The following is a 19617-nucleotide window of genomic DNA, read 5'->3' as shown; positions in this document are numbered from 1 at the left end:
GCGCATATCACTGCGGGTTGGCACGGATGCTGGAAAGCAACGATTTCAGGTTGGCAGCCTTGGGCTTGACCAGCCAGAAACGACGCAGGTAATCATCGAGGTTTTCGGCGAGGTTACGACCCCATTCGCTGCCGGTTTCCTCGACGTACTCGTCCAGCACGTGCTGCAAGTGGTTCCGGTAGGACTCCATGGCTTCGCCGCTGATCCGCTGGATCTCGACCAACTCGTGGTTGACCTTGTCGACGAAGGTGTTGTCCTGGTCGAGCACGTAGGCGAAACCGCCGGTCATGCCCGAACCGAAGTTGTAACCGGTCTTGCCCAGTACCGCGACAAAGCCCCCGGTCATGTACTCGCAGCAATGATCGCCAGTGCCTTCCACCACGGTGTGGGCACCGGAGTTACGCACGGCGAAACGCTCACCGGCAGTACCGGCAGCGAACAGCTTGCCACCGGTGGCGCCGTACAAGCAGGTGTTGCCGATGATGGCACTGTCCTGGGTCTTGTACACGCTGCCTTTAGGCGGAACGATCACCAGCTTGCCGCCGGTCATGCCCTTGCCCACGTAGTCGTTGGCGTCGCCTTCCAGGTACATGTGCAGGCCGCCGGCGTTCCACACGCCGAAGCTCTGGCCCGCGGTGCCCTTGAAGCGGAAGGTGATCGGCGCTTTCGCCATGCCCTGATTACCGTGCTTGCGCGCGATTTCGCCGGAGATGCGTGCACCGATGGAACGGTCGCAGTTGCAGATATCCAGGGCGAACTCGCCACCGCTGGCGTCGTTGATCGAGGAACCGGCCATGTCGACCATCTTCTCGGCCAACAGGCCTTTGTCGAACGGCGGATTACGGTCCACGCCGCAGAACTGCGGTTTGTCGGCCGGGATATGATCGCTGCCCAACAGCGGCGTCAGGTCCAGGTGGTTCTGCTTGGCGGTCTGGCCTTCGAGGACTTCCAGCAGATCGGTACGGCCGATCAGCTCTTCCAGCGAACGCACGCCCAGCTTGGCCAGCCACTCACGGGTCTCTTCGGCGACGTAGGTGAAGAAATTCACCACCATGTCGACGGTGCCGATGTAGTGATCCTTGCGCAGCTTCTCGTTCTGAGTGGCGACACCGGTGGCGCAGTTGTTCAGGTGGCAGATGCGCAGGTATTTGCAGCCCAGGGCGATCATCGGTGCAGTGCCAAAGCCAAAGCTCTCTGCACCGAGGATCGCGGCCTTGATCACGTCGAGGCCGGTTTTCAGGCCGCCGTCGGTCTGCACGCGCACCTTGCCACGCAGGTCGTTGCCGCGCAGGGTCTGGTGGGTTTCGGCCAGGCCGAGTTCCCACGGCGCGCCGGCGTACTTGATGGAAGTCAGCGGCGAAGCGCCGGTGCCGCCGTCGTAGCCAGAGATGGTGATCAGGTCGGCATAGGCCTTGGCCACACCGGCGGCGATAGTGCCCACGCCGGCTTCCGCCACCAGCTTCACCGAGACCAGCGCCTGCGGGTTGACTTGTTTCAAGTCGAAAATCAGCTGCGACAAGTCTTCGATCGAATAGATGTCGTGGTGCGGCGGCGGCGAGATCAGGGTCACGCCCGGCACTGCATAACGCAGCTTGGCGATCAGACCGTTGACCTTGCCGCCTGGCAGCTGGCCGCCCTCACCGGGCTTGGCGCCCTGGGCCACCTTGATCTGCAGCACTTCGGCGTTGACCAGGTATTCCGGGGTTACACCGAAACGGCCGGTCGCGACCTGCTTGATTTTCGAGCTCTTGATGGTGCCGTAGCGCGCCGGGTCTTCACCGCCTTCGCCGGAGTTGGAACGCGCACCCAGGCGGTTCATGGCTTCGGCCAGGGCTTCGTGAGCCTCGGGCGACAACGCGCCCAGAGAGATACCGGCGGAGTCGAAGCGCTTGAGGATCGATTCCAGCGGCTCGACTTCGGCGATGTCCATCGGCGTGTCCAGGGTCTTCACCTTGAACAGGTCACGGATCATCGACACCGGGCGGTTGTCCACCAGCGAGGTGTATGCCTTGAACTTGGCGTAGTCGCCCTGCTGCACGGCGGCTTGCAGGGTGTTGACCACGTCCGGGTTATACGCGTGGTATTCGCCACCGTGCACGAACTTGAGCAGGCCGCCTTGCTGGATCGGCTTGCGCGCACTCCAGGCTTCGGCTGCCAGGGCTTTCTGTTCAGCTTCGATATCGACGAAACGTGCGCCCTTGATGCGACTTGGCACGCCCCGGAAGCTCAGCTCGCAGACTTCTTCGGACAGGCCGATGGCTTCGAACAGTTGCGCACCGCGATAAGACGTAACGGTGGAGATGCCCATCTTCGACAGGATCTTCAGCAGGCCTTTGGTGATGCCCTTGCGGTAGTTCTTGAACACCTCATAGAGGTCGCCCAGCACTTCACCGGTACGGATCAGGTCACCCAGCACTTCGTACGCAAGGAACGGGTACACCGCCGAGGCGCCGAAACCGATCAACACCGCAAAGTGATGCGGGTCGCGGGCGGTGGCGGTTTCGACAAGGATGTTGGAGTCGCAACGCAGGCCTTTCTCGGTCAGGCGGTGGTGCACCGCGCCAGTCGCCAGCGAGGCGTGGATCGGCAGCTTGCCCGGCGCGATGTGGCGGTCGGTCAGTACGATCTGGGTACGACCGGCACGCACGGCTTCTTCGGCCTGGTCGGCGACGTTGCGCACTGCGGCTTCAAGGCCGAGGCTCTCGTCGTAGTTCAGGTCGATGATCTGGCGGTCAAAGCCCGGGCGCTCCAGGGTCATCAGCGAGCGCCACTTGGCCGGAGACACGACCGGCGAGCTGAGGATCACGCGGGAGGCGTGCTCAGGCGACTCCTGGAAGATGTTGCGCTCGGCACCGAGGCACACCTCCAGGGACATCACGATAGCTTCGCGCAGCGGGTCGATAGGCGGGTTGGTCACCTGGGCGAACTGCTGGCGGAAATAGTCGTACGGCGTACGCACGCGCTGGGACAGCACGGCCATCGGCGTGTCATCGCCCATGGAGCCAACCGCCTCGTAGCCTTGCTCACCGAGCGGACGCAGCACCTGGTCGCGCTCTTCGAACGTGACCTGGTACATCTTCATGTATTGCTTGAGTTGGTCCACGTCGTAGAACGCCGAACCATGGTCGTTGTCTTCCATGGTCGCCTGGATGCGCAGGGCGTTCTTGCGCAGCCATTGCTTGTACGGGTGACGGGACTTCAAGCGGTTGTCGATGGCGTCGGTGTCGAGGATCTGCCCGGTTTCGGTGTCCACGGCCAGGATCTGGCCCGGCCCCACGCGGCCTTTGGCGATAACGTCTTCGGGCTTGTAGTCCCACACGCCGATTTCCGAAGCCAGGGTGATGAAACCATTGGTGGTGGTGACCCAACGCGCCGGGCGCAGACCGTTACGGTCGAGCAGGCATACCGCATAGCGACCGTCGGTCATGACCACGCCGGCCGGGCCGTCCCACGGTTCCATGTGCATCGAGTTGTACTCGTAGAATGCACGCAGGTCCGGGTCCATGGTCTCGACGTTCTGCCACGCTGGCGGAATGATCATGCGCACGCCACGGAACAGGTCGATGCCGCCGGTGACCATCAGTTCGAGCATGTTGTCCATGCTGGAGGAGTCGGAACCCACGCGGTTGACCAGCGGGCCGAGCTCTTCCAGGTCCATCAAATCGTTGGCGAACTTGGTGCGACGGGCCACGGCCCAGTTGCGGTTGCCGGTGATGGTGTTGATCTCGCCGTTGTGGGCGAGGAAGCGGAATGGCTGGGCCAGCGGCCATTTCGGCAGGGTGTTGGTGGAGAAGCGCTGGTGGAACACGCAGATTGCGGTCTGCAGGCGCTCATCGCTCAGGTCTGGATAGAAGGCGGTGAGGTCCGCCGGCATCATCAGGCCTTTATAAATGATGGTCTTGTGGGAAAAGCTGCAGATGTAGTGGTCGGTGTCGGCGGCATTGGCAACGGACGAGCGGCGACGCGACGTGAACAGCTTGATCGCCATGTCCTGGTCGCTCAGGCCGTCCCCGGCGATGAACACTTGCTCGATCTGCGGCAGGCGCTCGAGGGCCAGGCGGCCGAGCACGCTGGTGTCGATCGGCACTTTGCGCCAGCCGACGAGTTGCAGGCCGGCAGCCAGGATCTCGCGGTTCATGTTCTCGCGAGCGGCTTCGGCTTTGACCGGGTCCTGGTTGAAAAACACCATGCCCACGGCGTACTGCTTGGGCAGGTCGACCGCAAATTGTTCTTTTGCGACAGCGCGCAGGAACAGGTCGGGCTTTTGAATCAGCAAGCCGCAGCCGTCACCAGTCTTGCCGTCGGCGTTGATCCCACCGCGGTGGGTCATGCAGGTCAGGGCCTCGATGGCCGTTTGCAAAAGGGTATGACTGGGCTCGCCCTGCATATGGGCTATCAGGCCGAAACCGCAGTTATCCTTGAATTCATCGGGTTGGTACAGACCTGCTTTCATAGACACTTTCTCACCAGGCTGCCTCTTATTCCGAGGCAAATTTCTTTTCAATTCAACCGGTTACCTTCCACGCCGAACGTACGCCGGCTTAGCGGGGGCAAAAGGGAGGTCATTGTACACACCGACACAGACGCTCACAAATTTAGCGACGAAATGTCGCAAATCTATGTCGCATTTATGAAAGGTTTAAAGCGATATGCTGTGCTAGTCAAAACTTTTTTAATTCTGACCGTTACGACTCAAAAGCCACTGTGACGCAGACACCACAAAGCGCGCGGTCTCTAGAGACAGCACGCACTTGTGGTTTTTTTGAGGTGCCGGGAGGGCGACCTGGGTAAGGCCGCCGGATCTTCAGCGAGTTGTTGCGAGTTCTTGTTGAACGCTGGCAACAGTGCGAGGCCAAGGTTTACCAGCCTGAACCTTCGCTGGCAAGGCCTTGATGGCAGAATCAGCCGCTGCACGGCTGGAGAAACTGCCATAGGTGATCACGTAGAGAGGCTTGCCGTTGAGCACTTTCTTGAAATAACGGTACTCGCCGCCCTGCTCTTTCACGAACGCCTGGGCGTTGGCTTCGGAGCTGGTGCCGAGGATCTGCACCACGAAGTTGCCGGAAGGCTGGCTGCCATACCAGCCGCTACCTGCAGCACCGGCCTTGGCAACGGTGGCGGCCGGTTTTTCAGCAGGCTTGGCAGCCGGGGCCGGAGCGGGCTTGGCGGCTGGCGCTGGCGCAACAGGTTTGGTCACAGGCGCAGGCTTGGCGGTTGCAACAGTCGGTGCCGGCGTTGGTTTTGCCGCTGGCTGACCGGCTGGGACGCCCGCAGGTGGTGCAGTGGTCGTGACGGTCGGCGGTGTTGCGCTGGAACCTTCCACCGGCACGCCGTCATCACCTTCGGAGATACCACCAGCTTCTTCGGCGAGCGGGCCGCGCATGACAGGTTGGCCAACCATCGGCAGGTTGGTCGGTTGCCCGGAATTGGCGAACTCGACGTTTGGCGTGGGTTTGCCCAGTGGCAACTGCGCCTGTTCGGTTGGCGCGCCGGCCGTAGTCGGTGCCTTGCTGCGGCCTGGAATCAACCAGGCGGCGGCGACAGCGACCACGACAACGGCGGAAATAGCCAATACGTGTTTCTTAGGCATAGTGAACCCCATCTTTGGACGCTTGACCGCTGTGCGGCTGGCAATCATGGCTTCGATCATGGCATCGCGGGCAACCTGGTTGATGGTGCCAGGCCAGCCGTCGGAGCTTTCGTGAATATCAGAGATCTGTTGAGCGGAGAAAAGTTCGATACCCGCGCCCGCGCCTTCCAGGCGTTGAGCCAGGTATTCGCGGGTTTCTTCCTCTTCGTACGGCTGCAGTTCGATGACGTGGAACAGCTCCTGATCACCGCTGATCTGCTCCAGCTCGGCAATCAGCGACGACTCACCAAACAGGAACACGTGGGGGCGACCTTCCGGCGTACCGGCTGCCAGCGCCAGCAGCGCTTCGAGGGCGGATTCGTCGAGCTGTTCGGCGTCATCCACCAGCAGGTAGACTTCCTGGCCGGTCAGGCCCAGTTGTACCACTTGCTTGAGGATTGCGTTCGGCTCGGCAGTCGCCACGTCCAGCGCCTGGGCGACCTGGCGCAACACGCCCGCCGCATCACCGGCACCACGGGCCGACACCACCACGCTCTGCACCGACTGCTTGTTAGTGCTGGCCACCAGGGCCTGGCGCAGCAAGGTCTTGCCGCTGCCCAAAGGGCCGGTCACGACCAGCAGCAATTGGCTGTAGCGCGCGAGGTGATGCAACTGGCCGAGCACTGGTTTGCGCTGGGCCGGGAAAAATTTGAAACCAGGCACCCGTGGAGCAAAAGGGTCGTGGCTTAACTGGTAATGGCCGAGGAACGCCTCGTCGGCATGCAAACTAGTCATCGGGATCTTATTAACCTTTAAGCTGGGCCAGGGCGCGGTAATCCGCTCCCAGCGTGGCCTGTAAAATCTCTTTCGGATAATCGTCGGTCACCACCGCTTCGCCCATGTGGCGCAGCAGCACCAGTCGCAGTCGACCGTCGATCACTTTCTTGTCTATTGCCATATGTTCGAGGAAATCTGCCTCGGTCATCTCTTCAGGCGGAATCACCGGCAAACCGGCGCGCTGGAACAGGCGGATGCCACGGTCACGCTCCTGGGCACTGATCCAGCCCAGGCGCTGCGACATCTCCAGTGCCATCACGGTGCCAGCCGCAACGGCTTCCCCATGCAACCACACACCATAGCCCATGTGGGTTTCGATCGCATGGCCGAAGGTGTGACCCAGGTTCAAGGTGGCCCGTACGCCGGACTCCCGTTCGTCGGCATTCACCACGAGTGCCTTGGCGGCACAGGATCGGGAAATGGCTTCGGTGAGGGCCGCCTGGTCGAGATTGCGCAAGGCGTCGACGTGCTCTTCCAGCCAGGTCAGGAACGGTTCGTCGCAGATCAGCCCGTACTTGATGACTTCCGCCAGACCCGCCGACAGCTCACGCGGCGGCAAGGTGTTGAGAGTCGCGGTGTCGATCAGCACGGCTTGCGGCTGGTAGAACGCGCCCACCATATTCTTGCCCAGCGGGTGGTTGATGCCGGTCTTGCCGCCCACCGACGAATCCACCTGGGACAGCAGGGTGGTCGGCACCTGGATAAAGTCCACGCCACGCTGGTAGCAGGCCGCTGCAAAGCCGGCCATGTCGCCGATCACACCGCCGCCCAGGGCGATCACGGTAGTACGGCGGTCATGACGTGCAGTCAGCAGGCCATCAAAGATCAGTTGCAGGGTTTCCCAGTTCTTATGGGCCTCGCCGTCGGGCAGGATCACAGAAATAACGGAGTACGCCGCGAGGCTGCGGCTCAGACGCTCAAGATACAGCGGCGCGACCGTTTCATTGGAGATGATCGCCACTTGCCGCCCGGCAATATGCGGTGCGAGCAACTCGGTCTGGTCCAACAGACCTTCGCCAATATGGATCGGGTAGCTTCGCTCGCCTAGATCGACCTTAAGTGTCTGCATGTGTCCCCGCGTTGAAGATGTATTGACGACCGGTAACGCCAAACACTGACGCTGCCTGATGGCTCTACGCCACACCTTGGGAGGTGTTGGCGCGCCGCCGAGAATAGCGCATTTCGGGCCTGGCTTTAACGGGGTGGCAGCCGTTGCAGGCGCTCAAGAATGTCGAGGACCACCATCCGGGGTGGCCGCTCATCGGTTTCCACCACCAGATCGGCAATTTCCCGATACAGCGGATCGCGCAGCGCCAGCAAATCCCGCAGGGTTTTCTCCGGATTGGCCGTGCGCAGTAACGGGCGATTGCGATCACGGGCGGTACGGCCCACTTGCTGCTCGACCGACGCATGCAGGTAGACCACGCGGCCACCGGCATGCAGCGCGCGACGGTTCTCGTCACGCATCACCGCGCCACCACCGGTCGCCAATACCACGCCATCGCAGCCGCACAGCTCGGCAATCATCGCCTGCTCGCGGTCACGAAAGCCCAGTTCGCCTTCCTTATCGAAGATCCATGGGATATTGGCACCCGTGCGCAATTCAATTTCCTTGTCGGAATCTTTGAACGGCAGGCGCAGCTCTTTGGCCAGCAAACGGCCGATGGTGCTTTTTCCAGCGCCCATCGGTCCTACAAGAATCAAATTTCGCACAGAATCAACGACTCACAGCAATCGCCTGGTTATTCATAATACGCGGAGTCAGGAATACCAGCAGCTCGGATTTTTTCTCCGCCAGCACATCGCGCCGGAAAAGGCGGCCAAGATACGGCACATCGCCCAAAAATGGCACTTTATCTACCACTTTGCTTTGGGTATTGGAGAAAACCCCGCCGATGACAATGGTCTCGCCATCCTTGACCAGTACCTTGGCGTTGACCTCGTTTTTCTTGATCGGCGGCACGTCGTTGAGTTTATTGAGATAGTCGGGCTCATCCTTGGTGACTTTCACCTCCATGATCACGCGGTCGTCAGGGGTGATTTGCGGGGTGACCTCCAGCGACAGCGAGGCCTCCTTGAACGACACCGAGGTGGCGCCGCTGGAGCTGGATTCCTGGTAGGGAATCTCGGTGCCCTTGAGGATGCGTGCGGTTTCCTTGTCGGACGTGACCACCTTGGGTTGCGAGACGATTTCGCCGTTACCGGTTTTCTCCATGGCGGTGAGCTCCAGGTCCAGCAGCAGGTTGTCGGTGATAAAGGCGATGCCCAAGCCCGAGGTGCCGTTGAGTGTCCCCAAGTCCACGAAAGGTGAACTGGGTGGGTTTTCCGGCGGCTCCGCGCCTTCAGGCAGAGGTTTGGGAATGCCACCCGCGCCCCAGTTGCCGCGAGTCAGCCGCCCACCCCAGCGCGCGCCCAGGCTTTTGTCGTAATCGACATTCGCCTCGACAATCCGTGCCTCGATCATGACCTGGCGCACCGGCACATCCAGTTGCGCCACGATCCTGCGCAGTTCCTCAAGCCGCTCGCCAGTCTGATAGGCGATGATGTTGTTGGTGCGATCATCCACCGCCACCGAGCCACGCTCATCGGTGACGCCCTCAAGGCCCGTGACTGACTGAAACAACTTGGCCAGGTCCGCCGCCTTGGCGTAATTGACCTGCAGCAGCTCCCGACGCAACGGCGCCAGTTCGGCCATTTGCTTGCGCGACTCCAGCGTCAGCAGCTCACGCGCGGCCAACTCCTCGGCGGGCGCGACCAGCAACACACCGGCCTTTACCCGCTTATCCAGGCCCTTGGCTTGCAGCACCAGGTCCAACGCCTGATCCCAAGGCACATCCTTAAGACGCAGGGTGATCGAGCCCTGCACATCGTCGCTGGCAACCAGATTGAGGCCCGCCACATCGGCAATCTGCTGCAGCGCGGTGCGCAACTCGATGCTCTGGAAGTTGAGGTTCAGCTTGTCGCCGGTGTAAGCGCTCGACGTGGCGCTGCCAGGCGGTGGCAACTGGATCAGGTCTACACGATTGGGCACAGCAACAGCCATCGGCGCCGTGAACGCTATCCATAGCGCCACACCGAAGGACAAGAAAATCCTTTTCATTGATTCGATTCCGTTATGAGTTGACGTTCAACACCAGGGTTCGCGGGCGCTCCAGCCATGCACCCTGACCATCAGGAAACAGCTCGACCAGCTCTATGTGACGCTCATGGATGGCCGTGACCCGGCCATGGTCCGGCCCCACATAGTCACCGACCGCCAGGCGATGCACCGTGGAGGCCGCACGCAGCAAGGCGAAAACCTGCGACCCGCGGGACAGCGTGCCGACCATTTCGAACTGGTCCAGCGCAAGGCTTTCCAGGGCTGCGCGTGGCCGGGCGAGATCTGGCGCACGGGCCGGCCGCCCAGGTAGGTGATCGACCTGAACGGCAAGCCGCTGAAAAGGGTCGCGCAGCCCGCAAGCCTCGTAGACAAAGGGCTGCCCTTGGCGGGCCTGACCGCCTCCCACGCCGCCCGGCTGCCAGTAGCTCTTGACCAGCAGATCAAGGCGCAGCAGCTTGCCATCCCGCCGCAGGACCACATCGTGCACCGTCGCGATTCGCACCAGACCACCCAAGCTACTCAGGAACGTCGCCAGGTCGTGGTAAGCCCCTGCCACGCCGACCTGTACCGGCTGCTCGTGATAGTACGGCTGGGACTGTTCGTCCAACGGCGTGACACTCTCGACCACCAGACCATTGGCCAATGCCAAGTGCGCGATGTCTTCCAGCAAGCCGGGCATTTCGGATTTTCCCGGCAACGCCCGGAAAAGCTCATCGGCTTTCGCCTGCATCAATTGGAGCTGCTGCGTGCGCGCCTCAAGGGGGGCAGCCATGGCCGTCTTTTGAGCGACTTGCTGTTGCAGGGCCACTTCCCGCACCTCGACCTGGCTTAGCCGCTGACGCGACGGGCTCAGGTACACAAGGTCACCCACCACAAATATCAGGCTCGCCAGCGCACAGCCCAACAGGGCCTTGCCAGGTAGGGGCCATTTTGCAGCGTTGTGAGTGAGTGCAGAAAGATTGAGCCTCAACGGGCTCAAGGTCGCGCCTCGGAAGGCTCGCCCTGTCGCACCATCAGCTGGAATTCGTTGTTGCCACGCGCGCCCTCGGTTCGCACCTGTTGCAACCGCGTGGAGTGGGCGCCTTGCGCAGCCTCCAGGCGACGCATCAGTTGGGCGATATCCTGGCTCGACTCGGCACTGCCGCTGATACTCACCGTATCGCCCTTCGCCACCACTTCATGCAGATGGACACCGTCGGGTACTGCGCGCGCCAACTGATCCAACAATTGCGCACCGGACGAGCGGGAGTCGTGCAGGTCCTGCACAACCTTCATGCGCTGCGCCAACTGCTGGCTTTGCTCCTGCAGGTCATCGATGGTCTTGATGCGCGAATCCAGGCCGGTGATTTGTTTGCCCAGATGGTCATTACGGGTCACTTGCCGGTCAATGGCCTGGTCGATCACCTGGTCCGCCAGCCACACGGCTGCGAGCGCCGCGCAGGCGAACGCCAGCAGGCACGCCAGCAGGTACTTGCGTCGCCGCTCCGCCAGCGCCTGGCGCCAAGGCAAAAGGTTGATTCGTGTCTTCAAGCGAAACTCCTCAGGGCCAACCCGCAAGCAATTCCCATCCCGTGGGCGTCCACGGCCCATTGTGCACCATCGACTCGATGGCCCGGCGTGAAGCTGGCGAAATCCTGACTGCATGCGCGCGCCAATGCAAACGCTTCGACATCGACCACCCTCGGCACCAGCCCGGCCAGCGCCAGAACCGCCTCCCGTGCCTCGACGTGTTCCTTCAGGCACGCCGCCAGCAGCACCTCGACACGACCTGGGTCCAGGGCGGTCGGCCCGCGCACTTGAAAGTCGATGGCCACGTCATCCAATGGATAAGGAATGTACTGGTCTGCCTCCATCTGGATCATCCAGGCCATCTCATCGTCGGTGAGCCCAGCCTCCATCTCGATTATGCGCGTGATCACCGAGGGCCCGGATACCGCAGCGGCAGCACCACGGACCGATGTTGCCATTCGCGACAACGCACTGCGCAAGGTGCGTCCCACGCCTTCGAGATCCAGGAATGTGCCGTCCACCACCGAGCGTACCGGCAATGCCTGGGTGACATAGGCCCGAATGTGGTAACCCGTGATTGAACGGCCCAGCTCCACCAGCCGGATTGCCGTGTCATTGATGTCGACGCCCAGCAGGGTATCGAGTTTTCCCGTGAAAAATCCTTTTCCCATAAAACTCCCTAAAGCTTTGCCTGTCATACCGCCTGATTGCCGCCGGGCGCCATGCATTCGGTCGACTTGTTGAGCAGGTGCGAATGACGCCCCAAGTCGAAAAATGCTTTAATGCCCAGCGTTTTTTGCCGCTTTTTATCTGCAGCTCGGGTCGATCCATCGATTGCCATGCAAGCCCCGACGCCTAACCCATTCTTTTCTCTGGAAATCCAAAAGCCTTGATTCGTCTGCTGAAGTTTTTCGGGTACTCCATTGTCGCCATCGTTTGCGGGCTGCTGCTCGTGCTCAGCGGGGCCTACCTCTACCTTAGTCCGGGTTTGCCCTCCGTAGAGGCTCTCAGAAGTATCCAGTTGCAGATTCCTTTGCGGGTCTACAGCAGCGATGAAAAACTGATCGCGGAGTTCGGCGAAATGCGCCGCACACCGATCCGTTTTGCCGATATTCCACCCAATTTCATCAGCGCCCTGCTCTCGGCCGAGGACGATAATTTTGCCAACCACTATGGCGTCGACCCCAGCAGCCTGGTGCGTGCGGCCACGCAATTGGTAAAAAGCGGACACATTCAATCCGGCGGCAGCACCATCACCATGCAGGTGGCGAAGAACTTCTTCCTGACCAGCGAGCGCAGCTTTTCGCGCAAGGCCACCGAGATCCTCCTGGCGCTGCAAATCGAACGCCAGTTGACCAAGGATGAGATCCTTGAGCTGTACGTGAACAAGATCTACCTGGGCAACCGCGCCTACGGGATCGAGGCGGCCTCGCAGGTCTACTATGGCAAGTCCATCCGTGACGCCAGCCTGGCGCAGATGGCCATGATCGCCGGCCTGCCCAAGGCGCCCTCACGCTTCAACCCACTGGCCAACCCGGCGCGCAGCAAAGAGCGCCGCGACTGGATCCTGGGGCGCATGTACAAGCTGGGCAAGATCGACCAGGCCGCTTACGAAAGCGCCATCGCCGAGCCGTTGAATGCCAGCTACCACGTGCCGACGCCGGAAGTGAACGCCCCTTACATCGCCGAAATGGCGCGCGCCGAGATGGTCGGCCGCTACGGCAGCGAGGCGTATACCGAAGGTTTCCGCGTGACCACCACCGTGCCGAGCGACTTGCAGGATATCGCCAATAATTCGGTGCATTCCGGCCTGATCACCTATGACCAGCGTCACGGCTACCGTGGCCCCGAATCACGCCTGCCGGGCAAGACCCTGAGCGCATGGACCACCGAGCTGGGCAAACAGCGTGCGATCAGCGGCCTGGAGCCGGCCATCGTCACCCAGGTGAAAAAAGATGGCGTGCAGGTCCTGACCCGCACCGGCGAAGCCCATGTGGCATGGGACAGCATGAAGTGGGCGCGCCCGTTCCTGAACACCAACAGCATGGGCCCGATGCCCAAGCAACCGTCGGACGTGGCGCAGGTGGGCGATTTGATCCGCGTACAACGCCAGAAGGACGACAGCCTCAAGTTCAGCCAGGTGCCGCTGGCCCAGGGCGCACTGGTGTCGCTGGACCCGCAGAACGGTGCAATCCGTGCCCTGGTCGGTGGCTTCGCGTTCGAGCAGAGCAACTACAACCGCGCGACCCAGGCCAAACGCCAACCGGGCTCGAGCTTCAAGCCGTTCATCTACAGCGCCGCGCTGGACAACGGCTACACCGCCGCCAGCCTGGTCAACGATGCACCCATCGTGTTTGTCGACGAGTACCTGGACAAGGTCTGGCGCCCGAAGAACGACACCAACACCTTCCTTGGCCCGATCCGCATCCGCGAAGCGCTGTACAAGTCGCGTAACCTGGTGTCGATCCGCTTGCTGCAGGCAATGGGCGTGGGCAAGACCATCGATTACATGACGCGCTTCGGTTTCGCCAAGTCAGACCTGCCGCCCAACCTGTCCCTCGCCCTGGGCACAGCGACCCTCACACCGATGGAAATCGCCACCGGCTGGAGCACCTTTGCCAACGGCGGCTACAAGATCACACCGTACCTGATCGACAAGATCGAAAGCCGCAACGGCGACACCCTGTTCACCGCCAACCCACCACGCGTGCCGGGTGACGTGGTCAACGGCGTGGCAGCGACGGATGGCCTGGCAGCACCGAGCAATGGCGGCATCACCATCGAGCCGACCCCAGGCACGACGCAGGCCGCCAACGGTACCCCGGCGGAGCCACAGGCGCCGGCAGTTGCCGAGCGTATTGTCGACGGCCGTACCACTTATATTCTCAACAGCATCCTGGAAGATGTGATCAAGAAGGGGACCGGCCGCCGCGCCCTGGCGCTGAACCGGCCAGACATCGCCGGCAAGACCGGTACCACCAACGAATCCAAGGACGCCTGGTTCTCCGGCTACAACGCCGACTACGTGACCACCGTGTGGACCGGCTATGACCAGCCGGAAAGCCTGGGTCGCCGCGAGTTCGGTGGCACCGTCGCACTGCCGATCTGGATGAGCTACATGGGCGCAGCCTTGAAGGACAAGCCGCCGCACACCCAGCCGGAGCCGGAAGGCATCCTCAGCCTGCGCATCGACCCGATCAGTGGCCGTGCGGCCTCGCCAAGCACACCGAATGCGTACTTCGAACTGTTCAAGAGCGAAGACACGCCGCCATCGGTCAATGAGCTGGGCAATGGCGTTGCACCGGGTAGCCCGCTGCCGGCGGATGAGGCGGCGCCGATCGATCTGTTCTAGTGAGATTTATGGCCTGAAACAGATTCAATGTGGGAGCGGGCTTGCCCGCGATTGCGGTGTGTCAGGCGCCACATGAGCTGATTGATCCATCGCTATCGCGGGCAAGCCCGCTCCCACACTTGGGTCTCCACAAGGCCCAAGTGAATCGCCACAAAAAAGCCCCGACTCGCGAGAGCCGGGGCTTTTTGTGGGTGCGCTACAACGGCTTAGCCGTTGAACACATCATCCACGCTTTTCAGCGGGTAGTGCTTCGGATACGGCAGGGTGGCCACGCCGGTCTCGATGGCGGCCTTGGCCACGGCATCGGAGATCAGGGTGATCAGGCGCTTGTCCATTGGTTTCGGGATGATGTACTCACGACCGAATTCCAGCTTGGCGCCACCGTAGGCGTCGCACACGTCCTGAGGCACCGGCAGCTTGGCCAGTTCACGCAGGGCATTGGCGGCAGCCACTTTCATCTCTTCGTTGATGCGCTTGGCGCGAACATCCAGGGCGCCACGGAAGATGAACGGGAAGCCCAGTACGTTGTTGACCTGGTTCGGGTAGTCCGAACGGCCGGTGGCCATGATCACGTCGCTGCGAGTGGCGTGAGCCAGTTCCGGCGAGATCTCCGGGTCCGGGTTGGAGCAGGCGAACACGATCGGGTTGGCCGCCATGGACTTGAGGCCTTCGGCGCTCAGCAGGTTCGGGCCGGACAGGCCGACGAACACGTCTGCACCGTCGAGGGCGTCAGCCAGGGTGCGCTTGTCGGTGGCGTGGGCAAACATCGCCTTGTACTGGTTCAGGTCGGTACGCTCGGACTGGACCACGCCCTTGCTGTCGACCATGAAGATGTTTTCCAGCTTGGCGCCCATGCTCACCAGCAACTTCATGCAGGAGATGGCCGCAGCGCCGGCGCCCAGGCAGACGATCTGCGCGTCAGCCAGGGTCTTGCCGGCGATTTCCAGGGCGTTGATCATGCCGGCCGCGGTAACGATCGCGGTGCCGTGCTGGTCATCGTGGAATACCGGAATGTCGCACTGTTCGATCAGGGCCTTTTCGATCTCGAAGCACTCAGGTGCCTTGATGTCTTCCAGGTTGATGCCACCGAAGGTGATGGAAATGCGCTTGACCGTGTCGATGAAAGCCTGCGGGCTTTCGGAGTCGACTTCGATGTCGAAAACGTCGATGCCGGCAAAGCGCTTGAACAGCACGCCCTTGCCTTCCATGACTGGCTTGGAGGCCAATGGACCGAGGTTGCCCAGGCCGAGAATCGCGGTGCCATCGGAAATCACTGCAACCAGGTTGCCTTTGCCGGTGTACTTGTACGCCAGTTCGGGGTCGCGGGCGATTTCACGTACGGGCTCGGCAACACCAGGGCTGTAGGCCAGCGACAGGTCGCGGGCGGTGGCAGTGGCCTTGGTGAGCTCTACACTCAGCTTTCCTGGACGAGGGTGGGCATGATATTCGAGAGCGGCAGTTTTCAAATCAGACATATCGGCATTCCGCTTTTACTGTTGGTCGACGGACCGCCGAGGATACGCGTGTCGCAAAGTCCCTACAAGACTGGGTAGTCACAGGTGTCAAGGCCCCAAAGCGCCGTACTTTGGTCTAAGGCCACGGGATACAAGGGGTTAACTGTTCACAATCGAATAAAAAAATGTCTACAATTTTTTATTAATCAGCCAATTTGAGCATGCTGGGGTCGGTCAGCGGCAGCAACCAACGTGCCTGGCCGTTTTTCCGGCCACCCCGTCTGGATCGATCCTGCACCCAGCCACGGGCTTCGACTGCCCTGCCTTGCAGACCACTGAGCAATACGGAGTCGAACCGGCGGGCGAGTTCGGGTGCAATGCGTAATACCAGTGAACCCTGCAACTCGATCCAGATTCCACCACGATTGCGTTCGACCTTGCTCACTCGGCCGCTGACCAGGGCGAAGCCGGACTGCTTGAGTTGCGCCACGCCTTGCACGGGTGACGGCTGCCATACGCCCAAACGCGCGTCACGGGCGCTGTCCTCCGCAGCTTTCTGGCAAGCGACAAGATCGACATTGGGCGCGACCCCCACCTGAAACCCCAGGCCTTCGGCCAGCAGTTGCGCCTCAAGGTTCTTTCCATCAGCGCTGTAGAGGTGGGCCAAGGTACGGCCGTAGCGGTCCTTGCTCTCGCGCCCCGGCACCAAGCCAACCCGGCCGCCACTGGCCTCAACCAACACCTGCAAACGCTGGCGAGCCGCGACGGCGTAGGGCTCGTCGGAGCGGCCTTGCTTGCCGGTTTCCGGGGCATTGAGACCGATCATCCGCACACTGCGGCCATCCTTCAGGCGCACGGTGTCGCCATCCACCACGCGTTGCACCTCCACCCGGGCCAAGGCGGACGGCGCGGGGCACGACACGTCGGCCTGGGCGACTGAAAGCCAAATCCCAGGCACAAAAAAGGCGCCCACACGGGACGCCTTTTTCAACAGCTGGCAAAAGCCCATAAGGCTTTTGAGCCTTACTCTGCTGGAGTAGCAGCAGGCTTCTTGCCGAAAGCACCAAAGCGATCTGCGAAGCGCTGTACACGGCCGCCGGTGTCCAGAGTTTTCTGCTTACCGGTGTAGAACGGGTGGCACTCGTTGCATACGTCAGTACCCAGTGGCTTGCACAGGTTCGAACGGGTTTCGAACTTGTTGCCGCAGCTGCAGGTGACTTCGATGGTTTCGTACGCTGGATGGATATCGGCTTTCATGGCACTTCCTCGGGCTAGCGTGCCGCCACTCGACACTATTGTCGAATACCGCACGTAATTAGGCCGCGGATTCTACCAGACCTTTTCAATCACGCAAGCTGCACATCTGGCTGAAAACCTCCTTTCATCAGAAAACCGTGGCATACCCAAGCCCTCCCGGCTCTGCTAGGCTCCCGCCCCTGCGCCACCGCCTGCCTTTATATGAGACTCCTCGCGTGCCCGACGCCATTCTGCGCCTCGCCCTGCCTTCGCCCCTGCGCCGCCTGTTCGATTACCGGGCGCCGGCCGGCGTACTGCGGGCGCAGTTGCAACCGGGCATGCGTGTGCGTGTGCCGTTCGGGCGGCGTGAGATGATCGGCATTCTGGTTGAAGTCACCGACCACAGCGAAGTGCCGGCCGAAAAACTCAAGCCCGCGCTGGCCATTCTCGACACCACCCCTCCACTGCCACCCGCGCTGTTCAAGCTGTGCCTGTGGACCGCTCAGTATTACCAGCACAGCCTGGGCGATACGTTGAGCTGGGCCTTGCCGGTGCTGCTGCGCCAGGGCGAACTGGCCGAAGCGCGTCAGGAGCGCTTCTGGTCGATGGTGCCCGGCGCGCGCCTCGACGACCCGCGCATCGCCCGTGCCCCACGCCAACGTGAAGCACTGGCCACGCTGGCGCAGCATCCCCATGGCGTGGCTCATCAACTGCTGAGCAAGCTGATGCTGAGCAAAGACAGCCTCGACCTGCTGCTTGCAAAAGGCCTGGTACAGGTGGAAATCCGCAAGCACGCCCCTGACGCCCGCCACGAACACTGGCTGGCCCAGCCGGAATTGCCGCTGAACCCCGAGCAACGCGCCGCCTACGAAGCGATCCGAGCAGGCTTCGACAGCTTCCACGCTTTCCTGCTGGCCGGCGTCACGGGCAGCGGCAAGACCGAAGTCTATTTGCAGTTGATCCGCGAAACCCTGCAAGCCGGCAAACAGGCGCTGGTGCTGATCCCCGAGATCAACCTCGGCCCGCAGACCCTGGCGCGCTTCGAGCAGCGTTTCAATGCGCGTATCGCGCTGGTGCATTCGGCGGTCAACGACCGCGAGCGCCTGGAGTCCTGGCTGGCAGCGCGGGATGGCGAGGCCGACATTATTATCGGCACCCGTTCGGCGCTGTTCACCCCGATGAAAAACCCCGGGCTGATTATCATCGACGAGGAACACGACGGCTCCTATAAACAGCAGGAAGGCCTGCGCTACCACGCCCGCGACCTGGCGCTGGTGCGCGCTCGCCAGGAAGACATCCCGATTGTGCTGGGCTCGGCCACGCCGTCCCTGGAAAGCCTGCACAACGCCTACACCGGCCGTTACGGCCTCTTGCGCCTCAACGAACGGGCGGGCGGCGCCAAGCAACCACGTTTCCTGCGCCTGGACGTCAAAAGCCGACCGCTGGACAGCGGTATTTCCGGGCCAATGCAACAAGCCATCGGCCAGACCCTCGCCGCTGGCCAGCAGGTGCTGGTGTTCCTCAATCGGCGCGGCTTTGCGCCGACGCTGCTGTGCCATGACTGCGGCTGGATGTCCGAGTGCGAGCGCTGCGACGCGCGCATGACGGTGCACCAGCGCCACGGCGAACTGCGCTGCCACCACTGCGGCCATGTGGAGCGGGTGCCGCGCCATTGCCCGCAGTGCGGCAAAGTCGACCTGCGACCGGTCGGCGCAGGCACCGAGCGCGCCGAGGAACGCCTGGGCATCCTGTTCCCGGATTACCCGGTGCTGCGGGTCGACCGTGACAGCACGTCGCGCAAAGACGCGATGAACCAGCTGTTCGCCACCATCCAGAAAGGCCAGCCGTGCATCCTCATCGGCACGCAGATGCTTGCCAAGGGGCATCACTTTCCACGGGTGACCCTGGTGTCGATCCTGGATGCGGACGGTGGGCTGTTCTCCGGGGATTTCCGTGCCAGCGAGCGCATGGCGCAGTTGATCGTGCAGGTTGCGGGCCGCGCAGGGCGTGCCGAGGAGCCAGGCCGAGTGATTATCCAGACGCACCTGGCCGACCATCCGCTGCTGATCCAGCTCACCGAGCAAGGCTACTTCGCCTTCGCCGAACAGGCCCTGAGCGAACGTCGCGCCGCCGGCCTGCCGCCGTTTTCCCACCTGGCACTGCTACGCGCCGAAGCGCACAAGCCGGGGCAGGCCGAAGGTTTCCTGGATGAAGCGTGCAGCGCGGCCGAACGTTTGCTTGGCGAACCAGGTCTGAGCGGCATCGAACTGCTCGGCCCGGTGCCTGCGCCCATGGAGCGCCGCGCCGGGCGCTATCGCGCTCAGCTACTCTTGCAGGCAACCTCCCGCGCACCGCTGCATCGGCTATTAAGTAGCTGGTTGCTTGCCCTGGAGCAAATGCCCAGCGGCCGGCAAGTGCGATGGTCGTTGGACGTAGACCCGGTAGATTTGTATTAACCCTGGCCACAGGTCCCGCGAAGGTTGGCAAGCCCGCCCTCGCCACGGATAATGCCCAGTTTTTCCACCTGCGCATCGCGCGCCGCCGCTTGCGGTCGAAAGAG

Annotated in this window: 13 protein-coding genes and 1 pseudogene; 2 read left to right on the top strand and 12 right to left on the bottom strand. The window is 62.0% G+C overall.

The window, feature by feature from the left end:
- Positions 1-7: 7 nt before the first annotated feature.
- From gltB to LUU92_RS02185, 9 genes and pseudogenes are all read right to left on the bottom strand, one after another.
- On the bottom strand, positions 8-4453 hold the full coding sequence (gltB, locus tag LUU92_RS02225) for a glutamate synthase large subunit (protein ID WP_222540837.1): 4446 nt from the start codon (positions 4451-4453) through the stop codon (positions 8-10).
- A 351-nt stretch (positions 4454-4804) separates the two neighbouring features.
- On the bottom strand, positions 4805-6364 hold the full coding sequence (locus LUU92_RS02220) for an SPOR domain-containing protein (RefSeq protein WP_071492364.1): 1560 nt from the start codon (positions 6362-6364) through the stop codon (positions 4805-4807).
- A 10-nt stretch (positions 6365-6374) separates the two neighbouring features.
- Positions 6375-7475 carry a 3-dehydroquinate synthase gene (aroB, locus tag LUU92_RS02215; RefSeq protein WP_071492365.1) on the bottom strand — a complete coding sequence of 367 codons (1101 nt, stop codon included), beginning with the start codon at positions 7473-7475 and terminating at the stop codon, positions 6375-6377.
- A gap of 125 nt (positions 7476-7600) precedes the next feature.
- Positions 7601-8119 carry a shikimate kinase AroK gene (aroK, locus tag LUU92_RS02210; RefSeq protein ID WP_003171222.1) on the bottom strand — a complete coding sequence of 173 codons (519 nt, stop codon included), beginning with the start codon at positions 8117-8119 and terminating at the stop codon, positions 7601-7603.
- Between the two features lie 4 nt (positions 8120-8123).
- A pseudogene (locus LUU92_RS02205) lies at positions 8124-9380 on the bottom strand (type IV pilus secretin PilQ); the annotation flags it as partial.
- Positions 9381-9519: 139 nt separating this feature from the next.
- On the bottom strand, positions 9520-10485 hold the full coding sequence (locus LUU92_RS02200) for a pilus assembly protein PilP (RefSeq protein WP_071492366.1): 966 nt from the start codon (positions 10483-10485) through the stop codon (positions 9520-9522).
- On the bottom strand, positions 10482-11036 hold the full coding sequence (locus LUU92_RS02195; protein WP_222540834.1) for a PilN domain-containing protein: 555 nt from the start codon (positions 11034-11036) through the stop codon (positions 10482-10484). Before LUU92_RS02195 ends, LUU92_RS02200 begins: the two co-directional genes overlap by 4 nt.
- A complete protein-coding gene (gene pilM, locus LUU92_RS02190) occupies positions 11033-11686 on the bottom strand; it encodes a type IV pilus assembly protein PilM (RefSeq protein ID WP_093121363.1) in 654 nt (217 codons plus the stop codon). The genes LUU92_RS02195 and pilM overlap by 4 nt, the downstream gene beginning before the upstream one ends.
- A 23-nt stretch (positions 11687-11709) precedes the next feature.
- A complete protein-coding gene (locus LUU92_RS02185) occupies positions 11710-11856 on the bottom strand; it encodes a hypothetical protein (protein ID WP_156682174.1) in 147 nt (48 codons plus the stop codon).
- A 51-nt stretch (positions 11857-11907) separates the two neighbouring features.
- On the opposite strand from LUU92_RS02185, the gene LUU92_RS02180 reads away from it, so the two are divergent.
- The gene (locus LUU92_RS02180) at positions 11908-14367 is read left to right on the top strand and encodes a penicillin-binding protein 1A (RefSeq protein WP_371322039.1); all 2460 of its coding nucleotides are present in this window, start codon (positions 11908-11910) and stop codon (positions 14365-14367) included.
- 206 nt (positions 14368-14573) lie between these two features.
- On the opposite strand, the gene LUU92_RS02175 is transcribed toward LUU92_RS02180, so the two are convergent.
- From LUU92_RS02175 to rpmE, 3 genes are all read right to left on the bottom strand, one after another.
- A complete protein-coding gene (locus LUU92_RS02175; RefSeq protein WP_071492370.1) occupies positions 14574-15842 on the bottom strand; it encodes a malic enzyme-like NAD(P)-binding protein in 1269 nt (422 codons plus the stop codon).
- Between the two features lie 181 nt (positions 15843-16023).
- Positions 16024-16830 (bottom strand): thermonuclease family protein, encoded by an 807-nt coding sequence (locus LUU92_RS02170; RefSeq protein WP_257103108.1) that lies wholly within the window; start codon positions 16828-16830, stop codon positions 16024-16026.
- A 14-nt stretch (positions 16831-16844) separates the two neighbouring features.
- Complete coding sequence (rpmE, locus tag LUU92_RS02165) at positions 16845-17078, bottom strand: 50S ribosomal protein L31 (protein WP_005784030.1); 234 nt, start codon at positions 17076-17078, stop codon at positions 16845-16847.
- A gap of 215 nt (positions 17079-17293) precedes the next feature.
- Between rpmE and LUU92_RS02160 the strand changes: the two genes are divergently transcribed.
- On the top strand, positions 17294-19513 hold the full coding sequence (locus tag LUU92_RS02160; RefSeq protein WP_257103107.1) for a primosomal protein N': 2220 nt from the start codon (positions 17294-17296) through the stop codon (positions 19511-19513).
- Positions 19514-19617: the final 104 nt, after the last annotated feature.

This window comes from Pseudomonas extremorientalis, assembly GCF_024584605.1.
GTDB classification, from domain to species: domain Bacteria; phylum Pseudomonadota; class Gammaproteobacteria; order Pseudomonadales; family Pseudomonadaceae; genus Aquipseudomonas; species Aquipseudomonas extremorientalis.
Note: the sequence above shows the minus strand (reverse complement) of the source record. Positions and strands in the feature narration are given on the sequence as shown.